Below are 25,947 nucleotides of genomic sequence, written 5' to 3' on the forward strand. Positions count from 1 at the left end.
TTCCGGTCGCGGGCGGGCATATCCATTCATATGCTCCGGAACATGATGTCGTTCCTGGGCCTCAACCGGAGACAGGCGGGCGACGCCGCCCTGCACATACGGGTGCGGGTGGCGCTCGCCGTGTGCGGCGGAGTGGTGACGGCGGGGTGGCTGATACTGCCGCTCGGGGCGGACGCGGGTGGTGGACCGGGGCAGGTACGTGCGGGGCCGGTGCCTACGGGCCCGGTGGGTACGGGGCCGGTGCGTACCGGGCCGGGTGCCTCCGCCGGGACGTCGTTCCGCTCGGAGCCCGAGCCCGGCGGGACGGCCGGTGCGGAAGCCTCTGAAGAGGCCGCGCGCACCGGTGCGAGGACCGGGCCGGAGACGGACGGGGAGACCGGCGGGGAGACCGGCGGGAACGGGGCGATGGCCGCGGATCTGGTGCTGCCGGTGGCCGCGGTGGGGACGGCGGGGGCGGCCGCCGCGTACGCACACGTACGGCGGACGCGGCGGACCAGGACACGGACGACACCAGGGGGCACCGACGAGTCGGCCGTGCCGTCCGACGAACTGGACCGGCGAGGGCGGCTGCTGCTCACCGAGACCGACGACTGCGTACGGACGAGCGCCGAGGAGCTCGCGTTCGCGGCGGAGCGGCGCGGCGCGGAGGCGACGCGGCCCTTCGTCCGGGCGCTGGAGTCCGCGCGGGGCGAGCTGGCGGCGGCGTTCCGGCTGCGGCAGCTGCTCGACGACGCCTCGGACCGGCTGTCCGCTGAGGACACCCGGCGGGCCCTGGAGGAGATCGTCACAGGGTGTACGGGAGCGGGGCGGCGGCTCGACGCGCAGGCACCCGCGTTCGACCAGCTGCGCGCGCTGGAGCGGGACACGGCCGGCGCGCTGGAGTGCGCTGAGGGCCGCTTCCGGGCGCTGACCGACCGGGTCAGGGGCGCCCAGGGAACGCTCGTCGGGTTCCGCGAGCGCTACGCCCCCGCCGCGGTCCACCCCGTCGCCGACCACGTCGAACTGGCCAAGGACCGGCTCGTGTTCGCCACCTCCCGGCTCAACCGGGCACGGCAGGCCCTCGACCGGGGTGACACCGACAGGGCCGCCCTGCGGCTCCGGGCGGCCGAGGGCGCCGTGCACCAGGCGGACGTCCTCGTGACCGGTGTGGAGCGGCTGGCGGACGAGCTGGCGGCGGCCGAGGTACGGCTGCCGGAGGTGCTCCAGGAGATCGAGACGGACCTCGCGGCCACGGACCCCGAGGCCGAGGAGACGCCCGGGACCGCCCCGGCCGCCTCCGCCGCCCCGGTCACCACGGCCGCCGCCGTCACCACCGCACCCGGAACCGCCGCTGTCGCCGAAGTCGTGGCCGAGGTGCGCCGGGAGACGGCCGACGGGCCCCGCGACCCGCTCGACGCTCTCCGCCGCCTCGTCCGGGCCGCCGTCGACGCCGGTGTCGGCGGCCTCCCCTACGAACAGGGCGGGCCCGCACTGCGGGACGGTGCCCGGCTGCTGGCGACCAGCTCCGTGGCCGCCGTACGGGACTTCGTCACCACGCATCGCGGTGCGGTCGGCGACGAGGCGCGGACCCGGCTGGCGGAGGCGGAGCGGCACCTCGAGCGGGCACGGCACGGTCCCACGCCCGACGAGCCCCTGCAGGGCGGTTCGCCGGTCGCCGAGTCCCTGCGGGCCGACTCCCTGGCGTGCGCGGCCCGGCCACGGGCCGAGCGGGACGTACGGGCGTACGGCGACCCGTACGGCGGGAGCGTCGGCGACGGCGTCGGCGACGACCACGGTGGCGCCCTGCTGGGCGGCGTCCTCGCGGTGCACGTACCCGGCGAAAGCGGGGACGGGCCGCGGGAACCCGCCTGCTACGGCGGGCCGGGGGCGCGGGGACGGAGGGCGGCGGCCGGGCGGACGTGAGCGGCGGCGCCCACCGGTGGGCGCCGCCGCTCACCGCTGGACACCACCGGACATCGCCGGACCCGCCGAACGCCGCCGGACCGCCGGAAGCCGCCGGACCTGCCGGAAGCCGCTAGAACAGGCTCAGCAACGCCTCCGCCGGATCCGTGAGGCCCGTCTCCCCGTCCGGCAGCGGAAGTTCGAACCACACCGTCTTGCCGCGCGGTGTCCGCCGCGATCCCCAGGCCGCGGAGAGCAGGCCGACCAGTTGCAGCCCGCGGCCGCCCTCGTCCGTGTCCCGGGCGCGGCGGCGGCGCGGCTGCACCAGGCCCGCGTCCCACACCTCGCACACGAGGGTCCGGTCCAGCAGCAGCCGCAGCCGGATCTCGCCCTCGCCGTACCGCAGGGCGTTGGTGACCAGCTCGCTGACCAGCAGCTCCGTCGTGTCCACCAGGGGTTCGAGGTCCCACGACAGCAGCTGCGCACGGGCGTACTCCCGGGCGCGGCCCACGCTGCGGGGTTCGCGGGGCAGGGTCCAGTCCCCCACCGACTCGGCCGGCAGCCCCTGGACACGTGCCATCAGCAGCGCGATGTCGTCCTCGCCGTGGTGCGTGTCGAGGGTGTTGAGGACGTGGTCGCAGACGTCCTCCAGGGGCCGGGACGGATCGGTGAGCGCCCCGACGAACGCCTGGAGTCCCTCGTCCAGCGGATGGTCCCGGGACTCGACGAGGCCGTCCGTGTAGAGCGCGAGCAGGGCGCCCTCGGGCAGCTCGACCTCGACCTCCTCGAAGGGCTCCCCGCCGACGCCGAGCGGCATGCCCGGCGGTACGTCCAGCATCAGCGCGTCCTCGCCGGGCTCGACGAGCACGGGCGGCAGATGGCCGGCGTTGGCGAAGGTGCAGCGGCGGGTCACGGAGTCGTAGACCGCGTACACGCAGGTGGCGAGGTACACCTCGGAGAGGTCCGCGTCCCGGGGCTTGCGGGCCGTGCGGGAGACCTGCTGGATGCCTCCCTGGACCCCCTGGGTGCCGAAGGCCTGGGAGGGTCCGCCGGGCTTGCCGAGGCCGCGCGCGATCTCGTCCAGCGCCGAGAGCACCTCGGCGGGTTCGAGGTCGAGCAGGGCCAGGGTGCGGACGGCGGTGCGGAGTTCACCCATGGCGACGGCGGCGCGCAGTCCGCGGCCCATGACGTCGCCGACGACCAGCGCCGTGCGGTGGCCGGGCAGTTCGATGACGTCGAACCAGTCGCCGCCGACCTCGGTGGCCGCGTTGCCCGGCAGATAGCGGCAGGCGATGTCCAGCCCGGACGCCTCGGGGTCCCCCGGCGGGAGCAGGGACCGCTGCAGGATCAGGGCGCGCTGGTGCTCGCGCCGGTACAGGCGGGCGTTGTCGATACAGACGGCCGCGCGCGAGGCCAGCTCCATCGCCAGCTCGCGGTCCCGTTCGCCGAACGGCTCGCTGCCCTTCGTACGGGAGAACTGGACCAGCCCGACGACCGTGTCCTGGGCGACCATCGGGACGGCCAGGGTGGACTGGACGAGTGCGCGTCCGCCGTCCTCGGCGGCGATGTGCCGGGGACGGGCGGTGCGCAGGGCGTCCGCGCAGGGGGAGTTGAAGGCGTAGTGGTGGACCGCGCCGACGGCGACGGGCGCCGGGCCGCCGACGAGGGGTGCGCCGGAGACGGCGGAGGCGTAGGCCACCCGGCGCAGCTCGGCGCTTCCGTCGGCGAGTCCGGGCGGGGCCTCGTCGCCCACCAGCAGGCCCTGGTAGAGGTCGACGCCGGCCAGGTCGCAGAAGCCGGGGACGACGACGTCGAGGAGCTCGCGGGCGGTGGTCTCCAGGTCGAGCGAGTTGCCGATCCGGGCGCCGGCCTCGTTCAGCAGGGCGAGGTTGCGCCGGGCGGCGGCGGCCTCGCGGGCGGCGGCGCGGCGGGCCGTGATGTCGGTGCCGAGCCAGGCGACGCCGATGGGGCGGCCGGTGCCGCTGTGCACGCGGTAGAGGTTGATGGACCAGTGACGGCGTTCGTCGGAACCGGGCACGACACCCGTGATGTGCATGTCCGTGATCGTCTCGCCGGTCTCCAGGACCCGGCGCAGGGTCGCGGTGACGCGCTCGGCCTCCGGCGAGGCGAGGTAGTCGCGGACGCCGCGCCCGCGGTGGTCGGCGGGCTTCCCGCCGAAGGTGGAGGCGAAGCGCTCGTTGGCGCGCCGTACCCGCAGATCAGGGTCGATCAGCAAGAAACCGAACGGAGATTGACCAAAAATCGCTTGGGAGGCGGCGAGATCGGTCTCGATCCGGCGCAGGGTGCGCACGTCCACCACGATGCAGACGGCGGCCCGTTCACCGGCGTCCGTGGTGGTGGGCATCACATACACCTCGGCGAGCCCTTCGGTGTCCCCCGTGTCCGCGTCCCCGTCCGCCTCGTCGGGCTTCCGGAACGGGATCACGCCCGTCCACTCGCGGCCGTCGAGGATCTCGGCCATCTTCCGCTGGCCGCGGTCGCGCAGATCGGGCGCGACGAACGCCTCGATGGGGTCCATACCGACGGCACGCTCGGCGGGGATGCCGAAGATCTGCTCGGCGCGCAGGCTCCACTGGTCGACGAGTCCGTCGGGGCCGATCGAGAACGAGGCGACCCTTATGTAGTCGTACATGGAACCGGGCGGACTGCTCTGCCAGAGGGGCTCACCGGGCACCTGCTCACCGGGCACCTGCCCGCCGGCCGCCGCACCGGACATACCGCGGACCGGGGTGCCCCCCGCCGGCTGCGCCGGGCCGGGCTCGCCATGGCCGGCACCCGCACCGTCACGCGCGTCCTCGCCGTGGCCGGCACCCGCGCCATCGCGCGCATTCTCGCCATGGCCCGCGCCCGCACCATCACGCACGTCCCTGCCGTGGCTCGTGTCATCAGACCGGCGGCCCGCCGCCCAAGCGCTTCTGCCGTATGTGCCGTCGCGTGGAGGTCCACCCGCGACGGCACCGCTCGCGGCCTCAGCCCTCGCGCCGTCCGACGGGTCTTCCGACTCCGTGGCCTTCGCTGGTATCTCGCTCACGCGAACCGTCCCCTCCAGCTCACCGCGTCCGGCTTCGGTCACCGGGGGCGGCTGCCCGCAGTATCCAGCACTACGGCGCCGCACGACACGGTGTTCACGATCACAGCACGGTCCCGATCGTTTTTGGACCCGCCGGGCCATACTCCCAGTCTTCTAACCAGGTGGTGCCCCCTCGAACCAAACACCTCCGGTGACGCCGCTGGCTTGAATTCGACGCTCTCCGTGCGCCCCGGGGAGCCGCCCTGTCACCCAACGTGCTTCAGCCCGGCACCGCCAGCTCGAACCACACGGTCTTGCCGGCCTCTTCCGGCCGGGTGCCCCAGGCCCGCGAGGAGCGCGCCAGGAGCAGCAGACCGCGCCCGCTCTCGTCGTCGGGGCTCGCCGTTCGCTCGCGGGGCGGGTCCCGCAGCGGGTCGGAGACCTCGACCAGAAGAACACCCAAGGGACCCACGGGACGGACGAGGCGTACGCCGATGGGTCCGGTCGCATGCCGCAGCGAATTGGTCACGAGTTCACTCACCAGCAGCGCGGCGACATCGGCGACCGATCCCAGGGTCCAGGCGCACAGCTGGTCCCGTACGGCGTTGCGAGCGGAGCGGACGGCACCGGGTTCGGCCGGGAACGTCCAAGTGGCGCAGTCGCCTTCGGTGTCGATCACGCCGATCACTTCCCAGGCCAGCAGCGGAGGGTGTCCGGTTTAACGGGGTTAATTGCCACATACCCGATATCGGCTATCCAGTACCGCGCATGCGAGCGCACTGTGGCACTAACGGCGTAGAGGGAGCACGCCCGACAGGCCGCATGCCTCCCGCCACCCGAGAGGGCACAGGAGCGCATACGGTGCGACAGAACGGCGGATCACACCGTACGAGCGGGAGATCACACCGTACGGACACAAGGAGTGCGACGCGCAAAACCGTACGGGCGCATGACCGCGACCTCGCGGACCGTGCGGACACCAGGGTGCGGCCCGACGCACCCCAGCACATCGCACCGCATCCCTGCGCACTCACCCACTCCCCACCACCCACTCGCACCGAAGGGCGAGCGAGGAGACTCCGCTCCCCCGCTCGCCCTCGCCGACCCGCTCAGCGGGCCTCCGTCCCCTCCCTCCCCCACGCCAGCCGCACCGTCTCCATGACGGCCTGGACGTCCTGGTCCAGCCAGTCGACGTCCCACACCTCGTCCGGGGTCAGCCAGCGCAACTCGTCATGGTCCTCCAGGGGTCCGGGTTCACCGGAGACGAGATGGGCGGTCCACACCTGCAGGACAAGATCGGATCTCACGGGCCACTCGCCGGGCACACGCTCGGCCGGTTCCGCCTCGACGCCGAGTTCCTCGCGCAGTTCACGGACGAGGGCCTGCTCGGGGGTCTCGCCGGGCTCCACTTTTCCGCCGGGCAGTTCCCAGCGTCCGGCCAGCTCAGGCGGTGCGCTGCGACGCGCGGCGAGCAGACGCCCGCCGCTCAGCAGGGCGGCTCCCACCACCACGATCGGTTCGGTCATGCGCGGGAGCCTACGGGAGCCGAGGGGAGGCGAGCGGCGCCTCTCACCGGATCCCGACGCTATCCGTTCCGCCCGTTCTGCCCGATCTTCTCCACCCAGTAGAGCTGCTTGGGCCCGCCGCCACCGGAGTCGAGGCGGTCCACGATCTTCTGCGCCTCGGCCCTCGTCGCGTACCTGCCCACGCGGTAGCGATCCCCGTTGTCGTCCTCCCTTATGACGAGCCAGGGAAGAGTGATCGTGCCGTCGTTCATCGCGACCCTCCACTTCCCTGTCCCGGCATGCGCCGTGCCCCGCCACCTGAGGAAACCGCAATCCGCATATGCCTGAGCGTACGCCTAACCTTCACTCAGCGAATACGCGTTCTCACAATGAGGTACGCAACCAGCCATGGCACAGGAGGCAGATCCGAACGGACGCGCCGTCGACCACCTCGTTTGCGCCCCTGCGGCGCCTCGGCGAGCGGCGAGCGAAGGGCGGGGAGCAGCGACGGAGCACGGGCCGTACGCTCCGCTGCGCGGCCGTAAGAACGGCTAGATTCCACCTACTGCCGAGTCGGCGCGAATTGGGCCCGCCGAAGCTTCCGGAACCCGGAACCGGAACCAGGGACCCGGAACCCTCCAGGACGCCCCACCGGCCGGGCTACCTCACCGGCAGGTGGTACGCCACCCGGTAACGGTCCGCCGGGATCACCACGTCCGCCGTCTCCACCGGGCGTCCCGAGGCATAGAACGTGCGCTGGATGACCAGGACGACATGTCCGGGCACGCCGCCGAGCGCCAGGAGTTCCTCCGCGAGGCCGGGGCGGGCGCCGACCTCCTCGGTGACGTTGTCCACGACCACGTCGATCGCCGCCATGCGCTCGACGACGCCCATGCCGCCGAGCGGTCCCTTCTCGGGCAGCATCACCGGCGTACGGCCCGTCACGGCGAGCGGCTCCCACGTCGTGGAGAGCATCATGGGCTCACCGGCCTCGCGGAACAGGTATTTGCTGCACATCACGCGGTCACCGGGCCGGATACCCAGCCGCTCGGCGACCGCGACGCTCGCCTCGGCCTGCTCGCTGTGCGACTCCCAGGTGCCGCGCGCCGAGGCGTCGGCCTGCTCCTGGCGGAAGGGCGTGGCGCCACTGGAGGGCCGGTACCCGGAGCGGGCGATCCTGCGGGGGACGGGCCGCTCCCGCACATATGTGCCGGATCCGGAGCGGCCCTCGACGAGCCCCTCGGCCATGAGCACCTTGCGCGCCTCCAGCGCGACCGTGTCCGAGACGCCGTACTCCTCGCGGATGCGGGCCTGCGAGGGGAGCCGCGTATGGGGCGGAAGCGAACCGTCGACGATCTTCTTGCGGAGATCCCCTGCGACGCGCAGGTACGCCGGCTGCTCACCGAATGTCACTGGCCGCTCCCATCAGGTTGTACAGACAGCAACAGCGTGGCAACCGCGGGTTCTCCCGTGCAAGCAGAGGCCAGGGAATCACTCGAAGTGATGACATAGGCCCGACCGACGCCTACCCAGGCACTTCCTCCCCGCTGCAGCCGCCGTCACACCTCCGTACCGAGGCCGTCCCTTCCGCCGTCCTCCTCTTCGTACTCTCCGGCGGCTCCCTCTCCGTACACGGGCGGTGTCGTAGCCAGGCCCAGAGCCTTGCGCGCTGTGACGGTGGGGGTGCCTTCGAGGAGGAAACCGCCCGTCCCATAGTGCTCGTAGAAGGCGTCGGCGTCGCTGACGCGTGCCGCCTCCGCCCACTCCTCCCGGGCGCTCTCGAGGGCCTTCACATGTCCGGCCACCGGCCCGTCGGCGGCCGCCGGCCAGGCATGCCCGCGCAGCATCGCGATCTGCTCGCCGAGGGCCTTGTCGAGCCGCGACGCCCAGGCCTTGTGCTCCTCCAGCGCGTCCTCGACGTACTCCTCCTCGGGCGCGGTGGCCAGGGCTTCGTACAGCAGGGCGTCGGCTTCGAGATACGCCAACTGGTCGGCGTCCAGCATCGTTTCGTCGGTGCGCAGCGAGCCGGTGAGCGTGCTCGTCCCGTCCACGCTGCCGAACATGCAGGTGATCTCGCGGTCGCCGAGTCCCCAGCTGTCCCGCGTCGGCAGGAAGTAGTACACGTCGACGTCGGCCGGCCAGGCCCAGTAGTCCATGGCGTACGTGCCCGCCAGCGTGTAGCACCTGTCGTCGGCGACCTCCGTGATCTCGTCCTCACCGGGCCACTTCCCGTCGGGAAGCTGGAAGCCGGCGAAGACCTCGGCGTGGTGCTCGCCGTCGCACGGCACCTCGTCGACGTCGTACGCGTACCCCTCCAGGGAGCCGCCCGGCGCGTCGAAGCACTCCCCCTTGTCCACCGAGAAGGTGCTCCCGCTCTCCCGCACCGCCTCCCCGAAGTCCTCCCAGAAGGCCCGGCCGCCGCCCGTGGCGAGGGAGACCACCAGCAGAAGGGTGCCGGCGAGGGACAGCACCATGCCGCTGACCGCCATGCCCTTGCCGCGCTCGCCCTTCTTCCTGATCTGCACGAGCGCGACGGTCCCGAGGATCATCCCGACCAACGGCACGAAGCACAGGACGCCGAGCACGAGCGCGCCGATGGCGAAGCCGTTGACGGGCGGGAGGGAACCGTACGGGGCGTAGCTCTGCGGCCAGGGCTGCGGCGGGTGGGGGTGCTGGTACGGGTACGGCTGGCCCGGGGGCGGATACGGGCCGGGAGGCGGCGGGTACTGGCCCTGGGGCGGCGGATTCTGGCCATCGGGCTGCTGGGGCCCCGGGGGCGGAGGTATGGCCACGGGTACCGTTGCCTCTCGTCGGAAATATGGGAACTGACGTACGACTTGGGCGCATGGTAAGCGGGGGACGGGCGGGGCCGGTAAGCGGAGCACCTACCGCTGGGGTCGACCGGAGGACGGCCCGGGCCCTGAGCCGTCCTCGTCAGCTGCTCGCCAGTTGCTCGCCAGTTGCTCGTCAGCTCCTGGCGAGTTCCTCCTGAGTCCCTCGTCAGTTCCTCGTACGTCCCTCGTCAGCCGTCGAAAGCCGTCGCCCGTGTCCGCTCCTCCCAGGCGGTCACGTCCTCCCGGACCTGGTCGAGGTGGCCGAGCACCGCCGTGACGCCGTCGTCCCCGAGCGGCAGCCGCAGCGGGGTGCGCTCGGCGTCGAGCGCGGCGAGGACGAGGGCCGCGGCCTTCGCCGGGTCACCGGGCTGGGCGCCGTCGCCGCCGGAGACGAGCGTGCGGGTCTCGCCGACCTTGGCGTACACACCGCTGTCCGCGCTCATGCCCGCCCGGGCGCCCTCGAAGAGCGAGGTGCGGAAGGCGCCCGGCTCGACGATCAGCACCTTGATGCCGTACTCCGCCACCTCGTCGGCCAGCCCCTCGGACATGCCCTCCAGGGCGAACTTCGTCCCGCTGTACGCCGAGAAGCCCGCGAAGGACAGCTGCCCGCCCATGCTGCTCATCTGCACGATCGCGCCCGAGCGCCGGTCCCGCATGTGCGGCAGGACGGCGCGGACCAGGGCCGCGGGCCCGAAGACGTGCACGTCGAAGAGGGCGCGGAGCTCGGCGTCGGTGGTCTCCTCGAAGGCGCCGACGTGCGTGCGCCCGGCGTTGTTGACCAGCACGTCGATACGCCCGTGCCGCGCCACGACGTCCTTCACGGCCGCCTCGACCGCCGCCGTGTCGGTGACGTCCAGACGCAGTGCCTCCATCTGGTCGGGATGGGCGGCCACGAGCCCGTCCAGCGCGTCGGTCCGCCGGGCCGCGCCCACCACCACGTCGCCGGCGGCGATCGCGGCCTCGGCGATCGCCCGCCCGAAACCGCTGCTCGCGCCGGTCACCAGCCACACCTTGTCCATGACCACTCCCCATCTCTCCATGGCCTGCTTGCCTGCTTGCCCGCCTGCCTCAACAAGAGTGCTGAGCCCGGTGGTTGCCCGTCCAAGACCCACGGTGATAACCGATGGGCATGACGAGAACGGATGTGCACGGCCGCGACCTGCGCTACTTCATTGCGGTGGCGGAGGAACTGCACTTCACCCGCGCGGCGGAGCGGCTGTACGTGTCACAGCCCGCGCTGAGCAAGCAGATCCGCGCGCTGGAACGGCAGTTGGGCGTGGACCTGTTCAGACGCGACCGGCACGGGGTGGCGCTCACCGCGGCGGGTACGGCACTGCTGCCGCACGCCCGGCGGGTGCTGGTCTCCTGGGAGGAGGGCGCGGCGGCGGTGGAGGAGGCCAGGAGGGCTCAGCGCACCACACTGGTCGTGGGGATGAGCACCAGCCCCGGCCGCGGCGGCCTCCTGCCCGCCGTCCGCTCCCGCTTCACGGCGGCGCACCCCGGCGCGGCGATCCGGCTGCGCCAGGTGAACTGGGAGGACCCGACGGCAGGCCTCGCGGACGGCTCCACCGACGTCGCGTTCGTCTGGCTGCCGCTGCCCGGCCAGGAACGCTACGCCTGGACGGTGGTCGCGGAGGAGCCGCGCATGGTCGCCCTCCCGGACACCCACCCGCTCGCCGCCCGCACGGAGATCGACTTCACGGACCTGCTCGACGAACCGTTCCTCGCCCTGCCGGAGAGCACGGGCCCGCTCCGGGACCACTTCCTGGCCCTGGACGCCCGCGGCGGCCGCCCGCCCCGCATCGCCGCCGAGATCGCGAGCACGGAGGAGACGTACGAGGCTCTGGTCGCCGGCCTCGGTGTGTGCCTCGTCGCGACGGGCAACGTCCCCCTGCTCACCCTGGGCGGCGTCACGGCCCGCCCCGTACGCGGCCTCACCCCCAGCCGGTACGCCCTGGCCTGGCGTCGCACGGACGGCGACCGCCCTCTGGTACGGGCGTACGCGGAGGCCTGCCGGCGGGTGACGGGGCGGGCGTGAACGCGGCCGTCACCGCACGGTCAGGCTCCGCGAGCCGGTCCGGGACCTCCAGGGTGCGGCTCGGCGAGATCGTCACAGCTCAGTCCTGGTGTCGCGGGGGGTGCGGAGGCGCCACGGATGTGGCCGTCCCCCGTCAGGACGTACTTGGTCGTCGTCAGGGCGGCCAGGCCCATCGGCCCCCGTGCGTGCAGCTTCTGGGTGGAGATCCCCAGCTCCGTGCCGAGACCCAGCTCCGCTCCGTCGGCCAGCCGGGTGGAGGCGTTGACCGCCACGACCGCGGTGTCCAGCGCGGCGACGAAGCGGCGGGCCGCCGCCTGGGAGTCGGTGACGATCGCCTCCGTGTGGCCACTGCCGTACAGCCGGATGTGGTTCACGGCCGCGTCCAGGGAGTCCACGACCGCGGCCGCGATGTCCAGGGACAGGTACTCGCGCCCCCAGTCCTCGTCCGTCACGGGCACCACCGCCGCGTCGTGGGCCCGCACGCGCTCGTCCCCGTGCACGGTCACCCCCCGGTCGGCCAGCGCCGCCAGGGCGCGGGGCAGGAACGCGGGGGCGACGGCGGCGTGCACGAGCAGCGACTCGGCGGCGTTGCAGACCGACGGGCGCTGGGTCTTGGCGTTCAGCAGGATGGCCAGAGCCATGTCCACATCGGCGTGCTCGTCCACGTAGACATGACAGTTGCCCACGCCCGTCTCGATCACGGGGACCGCCGACTCGCGCACCGTGGTCTGGATCAGCCGGTGGCCGCCGCGGGGGATCAGTACGTCCACCAGGCCCGTCAGGGACATGAGTTCGCGCACGGAGGCGTGGGTGGTGCCGGGTACCGCCTGCAGCGCGTCGGGCGGCAGCGACGCGTCGGCGAGGCCCTCCCGCATGGCCTCGATCAGTGCGGTGTTGGTGTGCCGGGCGGTCGAGGAGCCGCGCAGCAGCGCCGCGTTGCCGCTCTTGAGGCAGAGCACGCCGGCATCGACGGTGACGTTGGGGCGGCCTTCGTAGATCATGCCCACCACACCGATGGGCGTGCGGACCTGCCGCACGTCCAGGCCGCTGGGCATGACCGACCCGTGGACCACCTCGCCGATCGGGTCGGGGCGGTCGGCGAGATCGCGCACCATGGCCGCGAGGGCCTCGATCTGCTCGGCACCCAGCGTCAGGCGGTCGAGCACCGCGTCCGGCAGACCGTCCGCACGGGCGGCGGTCAGGTCCTTCTCGTTCGCCGCCAGGACGTCCGTGACGCGGGCGGTCAGCCGGGCGGCGATGGCGGTCAGGGCCGCGTCGCGCTCCGCTCCCGTGGTGGCGGCGAGCCGGTCCGCGGCGGACCGGGCCGCCAGGGCGGCCTCGCGGACCGTGCCGGCCGCGAGCGACGTGCAGGGGTTCATCGGCCGGTACCTCCGTACACCACGGCTTCGATCTGTTCGCTGTCGAGGCCGAAGGCGGTGTGCGCGGCGCCGACCGCGGCCTCCAGGTCGTCGACGTGGACGACGACCGAGATACGGATCTCCGACGTGGAGATCATCTGGATGTTGACCCCGGTCTCGGCCAGGGCCGAGAACAAGGTGGCGGACACCCCCGGGTGCGCACGCATCCCGGCGCCCACCACGGAGAGCTTGCCGACGCGGTCGTCGTGGCGCAGCCCGAGGAATCCGCTGCTCTCCTCGACGCCCTTCAGGGCGTCCAGTGCGGACTTCGCCGCCGACGCCGGAAGCGTGAAGGAGATGTCCGTGCAGCCCGTCGCCTCCGCCGAGACGTTCTGCACGATCATGTCGACGTCGCATCCGGCACCGGCGAGCGCGGTGAACACCGCGGCAGCGGCTCCCGGCTTGTCCGGGATGCCGACGACGGTGATCTTCGCCTGACTGCGGTCGTGTGCGATCCCGGAGATCAGCGGGTCTTCCATGGCGTGGTCCGTTCTTCCTTCCGTGGTGGACGTGATGCGCGTACCGCCGCGACCGGTCAAGGGGTCGTCGCCGACGTCGTCCGCGAACGAGGAGCGCACCCGGAGCGGAACCCCGTACCGCCTGGCGAACTCCACGCAGCGCGAGTGCAGGACCTTGGCTCCGTGGGCGGCGAGTTCGAGCATCTCTTCGTGGCTGACGGCGGGCATCAGACGGGCGGTGGGCACGATCCGCGGATCGGCGGTGAAGACGCCGTCGACGTCCGTGTAGATCTCGCACAGGTCGGCGCCGAGGGCCGCGGCCAGTGCCACCGCGGTGGTGTCGGAGCCACCGCGCCCCAGGGTCGTCACGTCCTGGGTGTCCTGCGCCATGCCCTGGAAGCCCGCCACGATGACGACGGACCCGGCCGCGAGCGCCGTACGGATCCGGGCGGGTGCCACCTCGACGATCCTCGCCCGGCCGTGGGCGGCGTCCGTGACGAGGCCCGCCTGCGAACCGGTGAACGAGGTCGCGTGGTGGCCGAGTTCGGTGACGGCCATGGCGAGCAGTGCCATGGAGATGCGCTCCCCGGCGGTGAGCAGCATGTCCAGTTCGCGGCCCGCGGGACCGGAGGTGATCCGCCCGGCCAGGTCGATCAGCTCGTCCGTGGTGTCGCCCATGGCGGACACCACCACGACGACGTCGTGTCCCGCCTCCCGGGCCGCCGCCACGCGCCGCGCGACCCGCTGGACGCACTCGGCGTCGGCCACCGAGGAGCCGCCGTACTTCTGCACGACGAGCGTCATTCGTCGTCCTGCCTTTCTGTTGCCGTTCCCGGTATTCGGTCCAGCGGCCCCGTCCGGCGGGCGGGCGCGGGCAGTCCGGTGCTCAACCCACCGGCTCCTTCCGGTGCCCGAGGATGCGGATGCTGCGGACGGTGCCCAGGACGCAGGGCAGTGCCGCGAGTCCGGCGATCACCTCGGTGACGGCGGCGTCCGTGGCCCGGTGCGTGACGAGCGCCAGCTGCGCCTGCGGGCCCAGGCCCTCCTGCCGGACCGTCTCCAGCGACACTCCGTGCTCGGCGAAGACCGCGCTGACCTGCGAGAGGACTCCCGGCTCGTCGGTGACGAACATGCTGACGTGGTATCGGCCCGCCACCTGCGCCAGCGGCCTGAGCGGCAGCACCTGGGAGAACTCGGCCGGTGCCGTACCCGGACCCGCCACCCGGTCGCGGCACAGTTCCACGAGGTCTCCGAGGACCGCGCTCGAGGTGGCGAGGCCGCCCGCGCCGGCCCCGTGGAACATCAGCTCGCCCGCGGCCCGGGCCTCCACGAGGATGCCGTTGTCGGCGCCGCGCACTCCGGCCAGCGGGTGCTCCAGCGGGATCAGCATGGGGTGGACGCGCGCGTTGACGCCGTCCGGCGTGCGGTCGCACGTCCCCACCAGTTTGATCACGTAGCCGCCGGCCTCGGCGTGGGCGATGTCGCCCGGGCCGATGTGGGTGATGCCCTCGAACTGAACCCGCTCGATCGGAAGTTCGGTGTCGAAGGCCAGCCGTGCCAGGATCGCCATCTTCGCCGCGGCGTCCGCGCCGGACACGTCGCCCGTGGGGTCCGCCTCCGCGTAGCCGAGGCGCTGGGCCTCGTGCAGGGCGCCCTGGAACGTGCCCCCCGACCTCGTCATACGGTCCAGGATGAAGTTCGTCGTGCCGTTGACGATGCCCGTCACCCGCTGGATCCGGTCGCCGGCGAGGGACTGGCGCAACGGGCGCAGTACGGGCACGGCGCCCGCCACGGCCGCCTCGTAGGCGAGGCCGACGCCCTGTTTACGGGCGATGTGGTGCAGATCGACGCCCTCGCTCGCGATCAGTGCCTTGTTCGCGGTGACCACCGACGCCCCGGTCTCCATGGCCGTGGTGATCAGGGAGCGGGCCGGCTCCATGCCGCCGATCAGCTCGACGACCACATCGATGTCCCCGCGGGAGACCAGGGCGTGCGCGTCGGTGGTGACCAGGGAGCCGTCGATGCCGGGCAGCGTCCGTGGGCGGCGTACGGCGATGCCGGCGAGCTCGACGGGCGCGCCGATCCGGGCGGACAGCTCGGCGGCGCGCCCGGTGAGGGCGCGGGCCGTCTCGGCGCCCACGGTGCCGTGCCCCAGCAGTGCGACGCGGAGCGGTCCCGCTGTGCGTTTCATGTGGTTCCCCCTGTGTTCGTGGATGGTCCGCTCGCCGGGCCGGTCGTCCCGGTCCGGCTCGTGCCGGTCCGGCTCGTGCCGCTCAGCCGGCGACGGATGCGGAGGAGGACTCGCGGCTGTCCTCGGCGACCGGGGTTCCGCTCGTGTCGGCTCCCTTGCCGCGCCCGGACGTGCAGCGCTGGAAGACCAGCGCGCCGATGACGAGGGACACGGGCAGCAGCAGGTACCAGCCGAAGAAGCAGAAGACCGTCAGGACCGCGACGAGCGAGACGACGGCGCCCAGCCGGCCGAAGGTGCTGCCGCGCAGCAGTCTGACCGCGGCCGAGAGCCCTGCGACGTACACCGCGACGAAACAGGCCGAGGCCGCAGTCATGATCGGGTCGAGCCGGATGTCCAGGACGGCGGCGCAGGTCAGGAGCACGGCCGTGAGCGACGCCAGGACGACCAGGCTGCGCTTGGGGATCTCGCCCGCGCGGTGGCCCTTGCCGAGCACGCGGGGCAGGTCGCCGTCCCGGCCGAGCGCCGCGCCGAGCCGGGAGCCGCCCGCGATGTAGGCGTTGACCGTGGCGAAGGTCAGCAGCGCGGCCGCGACGGCGGTGACGGCCCGGGCGGAGTCGCCGATGCCCCGTTCCAGCAGGAGGGTCAGCGGTACCGAGGACCGGTCGGGGTCGGAGCCGAGCACCGCCATCGAGGTGGTGGCCACACCCAGGTAGAGGACGGCGACGGTGACGATGGTCAGCCCGGTGACGACGGGCAGCTGGCGGCGGGGATCGGAGAACTCGCCGGAGAGGTGGGACACCGCCTCCCACCCGGAGAAGGCGAAGAAGAGCAGGGTGGCGGCGTGGCCGACGGCGAGCCAGCCGTGCGGCGCGAACGGGGTGAAGTGCTCGCTCTGCGCGTCCGGCGCCGCGACGGCGATGGCCACGACCATGAGCGCGGCGAGCATCCCGACGAGCAGCAGTTGCAGCCCGCCGGAGAGCTTGAGGCCCAGCCAGTTGCTGATGTACGCGCCGAACAGCAGGACCGCCGCCACGGCGAGCGACATCAGGTAGCCGCCGCCCAGGGCGTCGGCCACATAGGAGCCCCCGACGATGGCGGCGCTCGCCGTGCCCACGGGTACGGCGAAGTAGAAGAGCCAGCCCACGGGGGCGGAGGTGCGGGGACCGAACGCCTTGGCGGCGAACGTGGCCACCCCGCCGCCGTCGGGGTAGCGCATGCCGAGGGCGGCGAACGCACCGGCGATCGGGACGCAGAAGGCGACCATCAGGGCCCAGGCCACCAGGGACGCCGGGCCCGCCTCACGCGCCGTCAGGGCGGGCAGTGCGAGCACACCGCCGCCGAGGACCGCGCCGACGTACAGCGCGGTGCCCTGTGCGACACCGATGCGATGGCTGGAACTCATGTGTTCTTCTCTCCGTGGGAAGTGGTCGGTGTCAGCTGGGCACGAGGCCGTCGCGCAGGGTGCCGGACCGCAGGTCCACACCCCTCAGGAACCGGTCCGCGACGGCCAGGAAACCGGGGACCTCCAGCAGGAACGCGTCGTGCCCGACGTCGCTCGTGACGTCCCGCTCGTGCCGGGCGGACAGACCGCGCGCCGCGAGTTCGGTCCGGATGCCTTCGCTGTGCTCCGGGCCGAAGAGCCGGTCGGACGTGAAGCTGTAGAGCAGTACGTCGGGCAGGACGTCGAGGGTGTGCAGCCGGTCGGGCACCGCGAAGGCGTCGAAGTGGTCCATGGCGCCGAGGAGCTGGAGATAGCTCTGCGCGTCGAAGCGGCGCAGGAACTTGTCCGCCTGGTGCTCCAGATAGCTCTCGACGGCGAAGTCGCCCTGGACGAGGGACGACGGATGGGTACGCGTCCCGGTTCTGCGCGGCGCGCGCCCGAACTTGCGGTGCAGCGACCGCTCCGAGAGATAGGTGAGATGAGCGATCATCCGTGCCGTACCGAGTCCCTCGCGCAGTCCGGCCTCCCGCGCGGGTCCCGCGGCGGCCGCGGCGCTGCTGCGGATGGCGTACCGCGCGACGGCGTTCCACGCGAGGTTGTCGGCGCTCTGCCGTGCCGTGGCCGCGATGATCGCGAATCCGTCCGCGTCCCGCGGGTGCCGCAGCAGCCACTCCAGGGCCTGCATCCCGCCCAGCGATCCGCCGACGACAGCGCGCAGCCTGCGGATTCCCAGGGTGGCCAGCAGGGCGCGATGGACGCCGACCATGTCGGCCACCGTGATCTCCGGGAACGCTCCCGCGTAGGGCTGCCCGTCGGGCCCCGGTGCCCACGGGCCGGTGGTCCCCGCGCAGCCGCCCACGACGTTCGCGCAGATCACGAAGTATCTGCGGGTGTCCACCGGTCTGCCGGGGCCCACCATCGTCTCCCACCAGCCCGGTGCGTCATCGGCGTGATGCCGCGCCGGGTGCGAGTCGCCGGTCAGTGCGTGGCAGACGAACACCGCGTTGTCCCGCGTGTCGTTCAGCCTGCCGAAGGTCTCGTACGCCACCTGCACCGGGGCGAGCGGTGCCCCCGAGGACAGACGTAACGGACGGTCGCCCGGGAAGGGCTCGGCGAGCGACAGATGCTCGCTGGTCGGCGCGGGCCAGTCCGTGAACACCACAGTTCCCCCTGTTGTCGTGTGCGGTCCGGCGGAGCTATACGGCGGCCAGCGCCTGGTCGAGGTCGTGGATGAGGTCGTCGGCGTGCTCCAGGCCGACCGCGAGGCGCACCGAGCCCTGGGTGATACCGGCGCCGAGCAGGTCCTTCTCGGGCAGGTGGGCGTGGGTCGTGGAGGCGGGGTGGGTGGCGAGGGAGCGTACGTCGCCGACGTTCGTGACGTGCGAGAACAGCCTGAGTCCTTCGATGAACCGGGCCCCGGCGGCCCGTCCGCCCTTCAGCTCGACCATCACCATGGGCCCGTACTCGCCGCCCAGGTACCGCTTGACCTGGTCCGCCTCGGTCCCCTCGGCCAGGCTCGGGTGGCGCACGAGGTCGACCTTCGGGTGGCCGGCGAGGAACCGGGCGACCTCGAGGGCGTTGGCCGAGTGGGCGGGCATGCGCAGCGGCAGTGTCTCGATGCCCTGCAGGATGAGGAAGGCGTTGAAGGGGCTCAGGCACAGGCCGAGGTCGCGCAGCAGGGTCTCGCGGGCCTTGAGGAGGTAGCTGCTGCGGCCGCGCGTGTCGGGGAGCTTGCGGCATTCCTCGCCCCACACGACGTTGCCGTAGGCGGGGTCGGGCCGGGTCATCTGCGGGTGGCGGGGCGAGTTGTCCCAGTCGAAGTTGCCGCTGTCCACGATGATGCCGCCGATCGCCGAGCCGTGCCCGCCCAGGTATTTCGTGCCCGAGTAGACCGTGACCGCCGCGCCGTGCTCGAACGGGCGGCAGGTGAACGGCTGCAGCGTGTTGTCCATGATCAGCGGGATGCCGTGGCGTGCCCCGATCTCGGCGACCTCACCGATGGGGAAGATCCGCAGACGCGGGTTGGGCAGCGTCTCGCCGAAGTAGAGCCGGGTGCGGTCGTCGGTCGCCTCCTCGAAGTTCTTCGGGTCGGCCGGGCTGACGAACCGGGTCTCCACGCCGAGCCGTTTCAGCGTGGCGCCCAGCAGGCTCCAGATGCCGCCGAAGAGTTCGTTCGAGGAGACGATGTTGTCGCCCGCCTCCACGAGGTTGAGGATCGCCAGCGTCACCGCCGCGTGGCCCGAGGCCGTGGCCAGGCCGGCGACACCGCCGTCTATCTGGGCCATGCGCTCTTCGAGCACGTTGAGGGTGGGGTTGCCGAGGCGGGTGTAGGCGTGCCCGTTGCCCTCCAGGCCGAAGAGCCCGGCCGCCATGTCGGCGTCGGGGAACTCGTAGGCGGCCGTCATGTAGATGGGCGTGATGAGCGGCGGGTTGACACCCATCCGGACGTGTCGGCCGCCCTGGATGGTCGCCGACTCGCGCCGGGCGTACCCGCGGTCGTCGAACAGCGCCGCTTCGTCGGTGGACAGCATGAAGGAAGGTCCTTTCGAGAGGTGGGGAATGTGTGCGCGAGACAGCGAGAACATAGGGATTGTTCAACGATCCCACAATGCAACGACCGCATGCTGGGACGGCAATGCCCTCTCAAGCGGCCGTGATGCGACATACCTTGCTCTTACGGCCGACTCCCGGACGAAGTCACGATCCGGCCAGGTCACGAGGTCACAGATACGTCATGGTCTGGTAGAGCTCCTCGAGCCGGCGGTTGACGCGCCGCATCCAGCCCCCGGCCCGGGTCACCAGCCGACGGAGCGCCGTGCCACCGGTCACGCGCTCACCGACCGCTCGTGCAGCAACGACACCGCGCGACGGGCGGAACCGATGGCTCCGGCCTGCCAGCCGATGTAGTGCGTCAGCCAGTCACCGGCGAAGTACACCCGGCCCGCGGGCTGGTTGAGCAGGTCGTAGGCGGCGCCGGAGTTCTCCGGCCACTCGATCCAGCCGCCCTCGATATGCGGTATCCGATGCCAGGCGACGGCGAATCCCGAGGCGAGTTCCTCGCGGTGGGCCGGACCATGGATGCGCTCGCCCAGCGAGACGGCCCGTGCGATGCGCTCGCGCGGCGGCAGCTCGCCGAACTCCAGCGCGTCCTCGCGGTAGTGGTAGTAGCCGACCAGTACTCCGCGTGCGGAGTGGAAGCCGTGCGAGGGGTACCAGACGTGCGTCAGCGGCAGATCCGTCTCGGTGATGCCGCCGTAGATGCGGTGGTCCTCCTCCCACCAGCGGCGCCGGTACTCGAGGCCCAGCTTGCCGACCGCCAGCGGCGCCGGCGTGCGCAGCGCCGACTGCACCGCCGGCCCCAGGTTGTGCGCCGTGCGTGCCAGCACATGGGGCGGCAGCGCCGCCACACAGAAGTCGGCGCGCTCGACGTGCTCCCGGCCGCGCGCGTCCGCGTACCGCACCTCGACGCCGGTGCCACGGTCGCGGATCTCCCTGACCGCACAGCCGTAGGAGATACGCCGCTCGCCGATCCTGTCCACGAAGGCCCGGACGATCCGGTCCATGCCGCCGACCGGCTGGAACATCATCATCGCCTGGTCGTAGTCGACCTCGAAGGAGAGGTAACGGCCGCTGCCCCGGGCGAAGTACTCCGCGAGCGACGGCAGCTCGCCGTACGGGTCGCCCGTCGCGGCGGCGGCTCCGGGCGGGGTGCGGTAGCCGCGGCGGGGGCCGCCCCGGTACGCCCGGTCGTCCGCGCGCCCGCCGATGGCACCGAAGTCCCCGAGGAAGGCCAGCAGCCGCTCGCGGTCCTCGGCGGTCAGCTCCTTGTCGAGCGCGTTCCGGTCGACCGCCTTCGCCAGCAGCTCCGACACATAGCCATGGGCGTCGGCCTTCACGGTGCGGTGCCGCAGCGGCGTGCCGACCCCGTCCAGGTAGACGTACGCGTCCGCGTTCTGGTTCGCGAACGGCTCGATGGGAACACCCAGCTCACGGCAGTAGTCGAGCGTGACCATGTGCTGTGCGATACGGGCGGGGCCCGCGTTCAGATACTGCCCGGCGGAGAACTCCGCCCGCTGCGTACCGCCGTTCAGCTCGCGCTCCTCGGTGCCCGCGCGCACTGTCCAGTTGCGGCCGCCCGGACGGGCCTTGGCCTCCAGGATCCGGCAGTCGTAACCGGCCTTGGCGAGCTCGTACGCCGTGGTCAGACCCGCGACACCGGCGCCCAGGACGACGACCCGCGGCGCCTTGCGCCCATCGGTGAAGTCGCCGGCGCGTGGGGGCACGTACGCCCTCGCGGGCTGCGCCGCCCGCGCGTCGGGGGCGAGCCCGAGCGCTCCCATGGTCGCCCACAGCACCCCGGCGCCGCCCGCGGCGCCCACCTTCCGCAGGAACTCCCGTCTGCTGCCGTACGCATCTGTCACCACTGTCTCCCCACCTCACGTGCCGTTCGTGACAGCGAAGAGAATCCGGTCCCGGTCGCCCCGGGGGAATGGCCGCTCGGTCGCTCGGCCGGGCCGGCCGGCCGGCCACTGCCCCGCCTGCCCGATCGGGCACCCCGACCGGCCGACCGAGCGGCTCTCCCCCACGTACCTCTCGTGCGGCGAGGCTGACCACCCGAGCGCATACCGCCGAAGTGGAGACGGAGAGGAGTCGGTGATGAGCGAGGTGTACTCCATGGACCCGCGTACGGGTCTGACGATGGAGATGGTCGCGGAGGACTCCGACGCCCGGGAGGTCGCCCGGGTCTGCGCGGCCGCGGCCGAGGCCGCGGTGGGGCTGGACCGCATGGGAGCGGCCGGCCGGGCGACGCTGCTGGAGGCCGTCGCGCGCGAGCTGGAGAGCGACGGTGCCCTACTGGTCCGGACAGCCGACCGGGAGACCGCGCTGGGCGCCGAGCGGCTGAGCGGCGAACTCGCCCGGACCTGCGGTCAGTTGCGCTTCTTCGCCGATGTCCTGCGGGAAGGCTCCTACGCCGACGCGGTGATCGACCGGGCGGCGGCCGCGGACGACACCGGACCGGGGCGGCCCGACATGCGGCGGATGCTGCTGCCGCTCGGTCCCGTCGCCGTCTTCGGCTCCAGCAACTTCCCGCTCGCCTTCTCGGTCGCGGGCGGTGACACAGCCTCGGCCCTCGCCGCGGGATGCCCCGTCGTCGTCAAGGCCCACCCCTCTCACCCCGCGACCAGCCTGGTGGCGTTCCGCGCGGTCACCCGGGCCGTGGCCGCCTGCGGCGCGCCGGTCGGCACGGTGGGGATCGTCTGGGGGTTCGACGCGGGCCGCACCCTGGTCCTGGACCCCCGCATCAAGGCCGTCGGTTTCACGGGCTCGCTCTCGGGCGGCCGGCATCTGCACCGGCTGGCGACGTCACGCCCCGAACCGATCCCCTTCCACGGCGAACTGAGCAGCCTCAACCCGGTCTTCGTCACACCCGGTGCGGCACGGGAACGGGCCGAGGCCGTGGGCCGGGGATTCGTCCAGTCCTTCTCCTTCGGGCACGGCCAGGTGTGCACCAAGCCCGGGCTGCTGCTCGTCCCGGCCGGCGCCGACGGTGCGGCACTGCGCGAGGAGGTGGCACGGGCCGTGGCCGAACTCGCCCCCTCGTGGCTGCTCAACGACGGCATCCGCAGCATGTTCCGGCAGGGGGTCGAGCGGCTGTCCACGCTGCCCGGGGTGCGCCCGGCCGCCGCCGGCCGGCCCGCGGGTGACGACGAGCGGCTGGTCGGCGCGGCCCTGGTGAGTGTCGACGCCAAGGAACTGCTGCACGGTGCGGCACCCCTCATGGAGGAGTGCTTCGGCCCGTTCGCCGTCCTGGCCGAATACCACGACACCACCGAACTCGAAGAGGCGGCGGAGGCGCTGGCCGGGCAGCTGTCCTGCGCGGTGCACGCCACGGACGACGATCACGAGCTGGCGGGACGGCTCCTCGACCGGCTGACACGGTCCTGCGGACGAATCGTCTGGAACGGTTTCACGACCGGCGTGGCCGTCGGCTGGGCCACCCACCACGGCGGTCCGTACCCCGCGACGACCTCCCCCGAGCACACCTCGGTCGGCGCCGCGTCCATCGGCCGGTTCCTCCGCCCCGTCTGCTACCAGTCCGTGCCCGACGCCCTGCTCCCGCCCCAGTTGCGCGACGCCAACCCCCTCGAGCTCCCCCGCCGCGTGGACGGCGTGCGCTGCTGACGAGAGCGCGGCCGGCGACGTGACGCCGGACAGGCCGAACGGACGGCGCAGGCCGAACGGACCGTCGAGCAAGGAGAGCAGACCGGGAAAGCCCTGCGGGCCAAGCAGGCGGAGCAGACCGAGCAGGCAGGGCACACCGAACGGAAAGCGCTTGCACCCATTCCCCCTCGACGCCATACTCACTTCCGGTGTGTTACGTACTTGCTGTGCCTGTCCGGCTCAGCCCACCGTCGCCGTGGACAGATCAGCGCCGGCCATCCGCCCGCCCCGGTGACCGACGTACGAGGGGGACGCTCCATGTCCACGACCGCTGAGCGCGTGGCTGTACTGACCAGAAGCGAAGTGCTCCGCATGGGGGTGCGGACCCTCCTGGCGCGCACCCCGGGCGTCGCCTCCGTCCGCGACCACGTGTACGAGCCGCAGGCCGCCGCCGCCATCGACTTCACCGACGTGGACGTTCTGCTGCTGTCCTGCCCCCGGGAGGAGTGGGTCCGGGACACCGCTCGCCGCGCGGGCGCGGCCGGCGCGAAGGTGCTGCTCCTCCTGGACGAACGCATGGTCGCCGACCCCGACTCGATCCGCGGGGTCGTCGCCCACGGCGTGCTGCTGAAGCACGAGCTGACATCCGATGCCCTGGCTCTGGCGTTCACCCAGATGCGAACCGGCGGCTTCCCGCTGCCCTCCGCGTTCTCGCACGCACTGATCAGGCATTCTCCGGGCCCGTCCCCCGACGATCGAGGGCGCATCGCCATGCTCACACCGCGCGAGCGGGAGACGCTGGCGCTCCTGGTGGAGGGACTGAGCAACAAGCTGATCGCGCGTCGGCTGCGGATCTCGGAGCACGGCGCGAAGCGGCTGGTGGCCAACATCCTCGCCAAGATGAACTGCCCCAATCGCACCCAGGCGGCGGCCATCGCCGTGCGCGAGGACGCCGTGCAGCTGAGCCGGGTCTGAATAACGCTCGGCAGGGGCGCTTCTGCATACGGGTCAGATCTGGTTCTCGCCGCCGTCGGCGTAGAGGTTGGCGCCGAGGATGAAGCTGCTCTGGTCGGAGGCGAGGAAGGCGACGACCGCGGCGATCTCCTCGGGGCGTGCCATCCGGCCCAGCGCGGTGTCCGCGGCGAGCTTGGCCCGGAGGCCGGCCGCGTTCTCCGGTCCGACCAGGTTGGTGACCCCGGGGGTGTCGACCGGGCCCGGCGAGATGGCGTTGACCCGGACGCCGCGGCCCTTGAGCTCGTTGGCCCAGACCCGGGCGAAGGACCGTACGGCGGCCTTGGACGCCGCGTACAGGCCGAACCCCTCGGCGCCGTTGTCGGCGGCGGTGGAGGCGTTCAGGATCACCGAGGCGCCGTCGTTGAGCAGCGGCAGCGCCTTCTGCACGGTGAACAGCGTGCCCCGCACGTTGATGTCGAAGACGTGGGCGAGGTCCTCTTCCGTGGTCCGCTCCAGCGGTACCAGTGAGGCGGTCGCGGCGTTCGCGAAGACCACGTCCAGACCCCGGCCGCGGGCGCGGACCGCGTCGTACAGCCGGTCCAGGTCGGTCAGGTCGGAGATGTCTCCGGCCACCGCGGTGGCCCTCGCCGCACCGATGGTCTCGACGGCCGCGTCGAGTTCACCCTTGCGTCGGCCGGTGATGAACACGTGCGCGCCGTCGGCCGCCAGCCGTGCGGCGGTGGCCAGGCCTATCCCGGTGCCGCCGCCGGTGACGACCGCGGTCTTGTCCTTGAGCTGGTACATGGGTTTGACCTCCATGAACTTAAGTACCGATCGGTTCGGAATGCGACGGTAGCAGACTTCCAGACCGATCGATACAGAAGTAGTAGAGTGGAGTGCATGGGAACGCAGCGACAGACGCGGATCGGCCGGCCGAGGGGCTTCGACGCGGACGAGGCCCTCGAACGGGCCATGCGGGTCTTCTGGGAGAAGGGCTACGAAGGCGCCGGCCTCACCGACCTGACCGGTGCCATGGGCATCACCCGCACCAGCATGTACGCGGCCTTCGGCAACAAGGAGGACCTGTTCCGCAAGGCGCTGGAGCGCTACACCGAGGGCCCCGCCTCCTATGTGGCCCGCGCCCTGGAGGAGCCGACCGCCCGGCAGGTGGCCGCCGCGTTCCTCAACGGCTCCGTGCGGGCCACCACCCACCCCGACTGCCCCGCCGGGTGCCTCGGCGTCCAGGCATCCCTCGCCGCCGGCGACACCGCGGGCCACGCCCGCGATGCCCTCGTCACCTGGCGCAACGAGGGCACCGCGCGTCTGCGCGACCGGTTCCGGCGCGCCGTCACCGAAGGCGACCTGCCCCCCGACACCGATCCCGGACAGCTCGCCCGCTACCTCATGACCGTGGCGAACGGCATCGCCGTCCAGGCCGCCAGTGGCGCTACCCCTGACGACCTGCGGCAGGTGGCCGACATGGCGCTGCGGAGCTGGCCGCCCGCCTGACCGGCCGCCGTCTCCGCCCGCGCCGCCCGCTTGCGCTGCCCCGCCGCCACGGCACCGCGGACCGCTACCGGCCGGGACATCAGCGCTGTGCGGTCCCGGAACGGGTGAGAATCGACGTCCGGTCCGACGACGGCTGCGCGCCACCGGTCAGTTTCCCGCCCTCGATGTCGACGTCGGGGACGAGGCGGTCGAGCCGGTGCGGCAGCCACCAGGCCCGGTCGCCGAGCAGGGCCAGTACGGCGGGCACGATGGTCATCCGGACGACGAAGGCGTCGCAGGCGACCGCGACCGCGAGGCCGAATCCGATCGACTTGATCGTGAGATCGTGGGAGCCGACGAAGCCCGTGAACACCGTGATCATGATGAGGGCGGCGGCGGTGACGACCATGGAGCGCGTTCCGGTGTCGGCCTCGGTGCCGACGGCCAGCTTCCGGATGGCGTCGACCAGGTCCTTCAGCAGGTCGATGGCGCGCTGGGACTCCGTGCCGGGCAGGGTGAGACCCGTGGTGTTCGTGCTCGTGGTGC

20 protein-coding genes and 1 pseudogene are annotated in these 25,947 nt (G+C 72.5%); 5 read left to right on the top strand and 16 right to left on the bottom strand.

Annotation, left to right across the window (positions count from 1 at the left end; translation table 11 throughout):
* The first annotated feature begins 42 nt into the window (after window positions 1-42).
* Window positions 43-1,902 carry a TPM domain-containing protein gene (locus IE242_RS02805; protein WP_189854893.1) on the top strand — a complete coding sequence of 620 codons (1,860 nt, stop codon included), beginning with the start codon at window positions 43-45 and terminating at the stop codon, window positions 1,900-1,902.
* A gap of 112 nt (window positions 1,903-2,014) precedes the next feature.
* Here IE242_RS02805 and IE242_RS02810 read toward each other — a convergent pair whose 3' ends face one another.
* The 7 genes from IE242_RS02810 to IE242_RS02840 all read right to left on the bottom strand — a co-directional run bounded on the left by IE242_RS02810 (window position 2,015) and on the right by IE242_RS02840 (window position 10,270).
* Window positions 2,015-4,933, bottom strand: a complete 2,919-nt coding sequence (locus IE242_RS02810) for a SpoIIE family protein phosphatase (RefSeq protein ID WP_373299437.1) — start codon at window positions 4,931-4,933, stop codon at window positions 2,015-2,017.
* A gap of 259 nt (window positions 4,934-5,192) precedes the next feature.
* Window positions 5,193-5,600 (bottom strand): ATP-binding protein, encoded by a 408-nt coding sequence (locus tag IE242_RS02815; RefSeq protein ID WP_189854898.1) that lies wholly within the window; start codon window positions 5,598-5,600, stop codon window positions 5,193-5,195.
* A 421-nt stretch (window positions 5,601-6,021) separates the two neighbouring features.
* Window positions 6,022-6,438 carry a (deoxy)nucleoside triphosphate pyrophosphohydrolase gene (locus IE242_RS02820; RefSeq protein ID WP_189854900.1) on the bottom strand — a complete coding sequence of 139 codons (417 nt, stop codon included), beginning with the start codon at window positions 6,436-6,438 and terminating at the stop codon, window positions 6,022-6,024.
* A gap of 59 nt (window positions 6,439-6,497) precedes the next feature.
* Window positions 6,498-6,689, bottom strand: a complete 192-nt coding sequence (locus tag IE242_RS02825) for an SPOR domain-containing protein (RefSeq protein WP_189854902.1) — start codon at window positions 6,687-6,689, stop codon at window positions 6,498-6,500.
* A gap of 388 nt (window positions 6,690-7,077) precedes the next feature.
* Window positions 7,078-7,830, bottom strand: a complete 753-nt coding sequence (locus IE242_RS02830; protein WP_189854904.1) for a GntR family transcriptional regulator — start codon at window positions 7,828-7,830, stop codon at window positions 7,078-7,080.
* A 146-nt stretch (window positions 7,831-7,976) separates the two neighbouring features.
* Complete coding sequence (locus tag IE242_RS02835) at window positions 7,977-9,209, bottom strand: DUF4190 domain-containing protein (RefSeq protein ID WP_189854906.1); 1,233 nt, start codon at window positions 9,207-9,209, stop codon at window positions 7,977-7,979.
* Between the two features lie 230 nt (window positions 9,210-9,439).
* A complete protein-coding gene (locus IE242_RS02840) occupies window positions 9,440-10,270 on the bottom strand; it encodes an oxidoreductase (protein WP_189854908.1) in 831 nt (276 codons plus the stop codon).
* A gap of 104 nt (window positions 10,271-10,374) precedes the next feature.
* Here IE242_RS02840 and IE242_RS02845 point away from each other — a divergent pair, with 104 nt between their 5' ends.
* Window positions 10,375-11,289 carry a LysR family transcriptional regulator gene (locus IE242_RS02845; RefSeq protein ID WP_189854910.1) on the top strand — a complete coding sequence of 305 codons (915 nt, stop codon included), beginning with the start codon at window positions 10,375-10,377 and terminating at the stop codon, window positions 11,287-11,289.
* A 20-nt stretch (window positions 11,290-11,309) separates the two neighbouring features.
* Here the strand turns inward: IE242_RS02845 and IE242_RS02850 are convergent, their stop codons facing one another.
* The 7 genes from IE242_RS02850 to IE242_RS02880 all read right to left on the bottom strand — a co-directional run bounded on the left by IE242_RS02850 (window position 11,310) and on the right by IE242_RS02880 (window position 21,137).
* A complete protein-coding gene (locus IE242_RS02850; protein WP_189854912.1) occupies window positions 11,310-12,668 on the bottom strand; it encodes a glutamate-5-semialdehyde dehydrogenase in 1,359 nt (452 codons plus the stop codon).
* The gene (locus IE242_RS02855; RefSeq protein WP_189854914.1) at window positions 12,665-13,969 is read right to left on the bottom strand and encodes an aspartate kinase; all 1,305 of its coding nucleotides are present in this window, start codon (window positions 13,967-13,969) and stop codon (window positions 12,665-12,667) included. The genes IE242_RS02850 and IE242_RS02855 overlap by 4 nt, the downstream gene beginning before the upstream one ends.
* 82 nt (window positions 13,970-14,051) lie before the next feature.
* Window positions 14,052-15,356: a homoserine dehydrogenase gene (locus IE242_RS02860; RefSeq protein ID WP_189854916.1), complete on the bottom strand. Its 1,305-nt coding sequence runs from the start codon at window positions 15,354-15,356 to the stop codon at window positions 14,052-14,054.
* A gap of 82 nt (window positions 15,357-15,438) precedes the next feature.
* Window positions 15,439-16,758 carry an APC family permease gene (locus IE242_RS02865; RefSeq protein WP_189854918.1) on the bottom strand — a complete coding sequence of 440 codons (1,320 nt, stop codon included), beginning with the start codon at window positions 16,756-16,758 and terminating at the stop codon, window positions 15,439-15,441.
* A gap of 31 nt (window positions 16,759-16,789) precedes the next feature.
* Window positions 16,790-17,956 (bottom strand): homoserine O-acetyltransferase MetX, encoded by a 1,167-nt coding sequence (gene metX / locus IE242_RS02870; RefSeq protein ID WP_229858077.1) that lies wholly within the window; start codon window positions 17,954-17,956, stop codon window positions 16,790-16,792.
* 37 nt (window positions 17,957-17,993) lie between these two features.
* Window positions 17,994-19,328 (bottom strand): O-acetylhomoserine aminocarboxypropyltransferase/cysteine synthase family protein, encoded by a 1,335-nt coding sequence (locus tag IE242_RS02875; protein WP_189854920.1) that lies wholly within the window; start codon window positions 19,326-19,328, stop codon window positions 17,994-17,996.
* 294 nt (window positions 19,329-19,622) lie between these two features.
* The gene (locus IE242_RS02880) at window positions 19,623-21,137 is read right to left on the bottom strand and encodes a flavin monoamine oxidase family protein (protein WP_189856342.1); all 1,515 of its coding nucleotides are present in this window, start codon (window positions 21,135-21,137) and stop codon (window positions 19,623-19,625) included.
* 316 nt (window positions 21,138-21,453) lie between these two features.
* Here IE242_RS02880 and IE242_RS02885 point away from each other — a divergent pair, with 316 nt between their 5' ends.
* On the top strand, window positions 21,454-22,980 hold the full coding sequence (locus IE242_RS02885) for an aldehyde dehydrogenase (NADP(+)) (protein WP_189854922.1): 1,527 nt from the start codon (window positions 21,454-21,456) through the stop codon (window positions 22,978-22,980).
* Between the two features lie 297 nt (window positions 22,981-23,277).
* Entirely contained in the window at window positions 23,278-23,934 is a 657-nt protein-coding gene (locus tag IE242_RS37340) for a helix-turn-helix transcriptional regulator (RefSeq protein ID WP_229858080.1), read from the top strand.
* A gap of 33 nt (window positions 23,935-23,967) precedes the next feature.
* On the opposite strand, the gene IE242_RS02895 is transcribed toward IE242_RS37340, so the two are convergent.
* Window positions 23,968-24,717: an SDR family NAD(P)-dependent oxidoreductase gene (locus IE242_RS02895; RefSeq protein WP_189854924.1), complete on the bottom strand. Its 750-nt coding sequence runs from the start codon at window positions 24,715-24,717 to the stop codon at window positions 23,968-23,970.
* 96 nt (window positions 24,718-24,813) lie between these two features.
* Between IE242_RS02895 and IE242_RS02900 the strand changes: the two genes are divergently transcribed.
* A complete protein-coding gene (locus IE242_RS02900; protein WP_189854926.1) occupies window positions 24,814-25,422 on the top strand; it encodes a TetR/AcrR family transcriptional regulator in 609 nt (202 codons plus the stop codon).
* A gap of 79 nt (window positions 25,423-25,501) precedes the next feature.
* Here IE242_RS02900 and IE242_RS39435 read toward each other — a convergent pair.
* Window positions 25,502-25,837: pseudogene (locus IE242_RS39435) on the bottom strand (MMPL family transporter); the annotation flags it as partial.
* Window positions 25,838-25,947: the final 110 nt, after the last annotated feature.

This window comes from Streptomyces poonensis (assembly GCF_014650915.1).
In the GTDB taxonomy this organism is placed as follows: Bacteria; Actinomycetota; Actinomycetes; order Streptomycetales; family Streptomycetaceae; genus Streptomyces; species Streptomyces poonensis.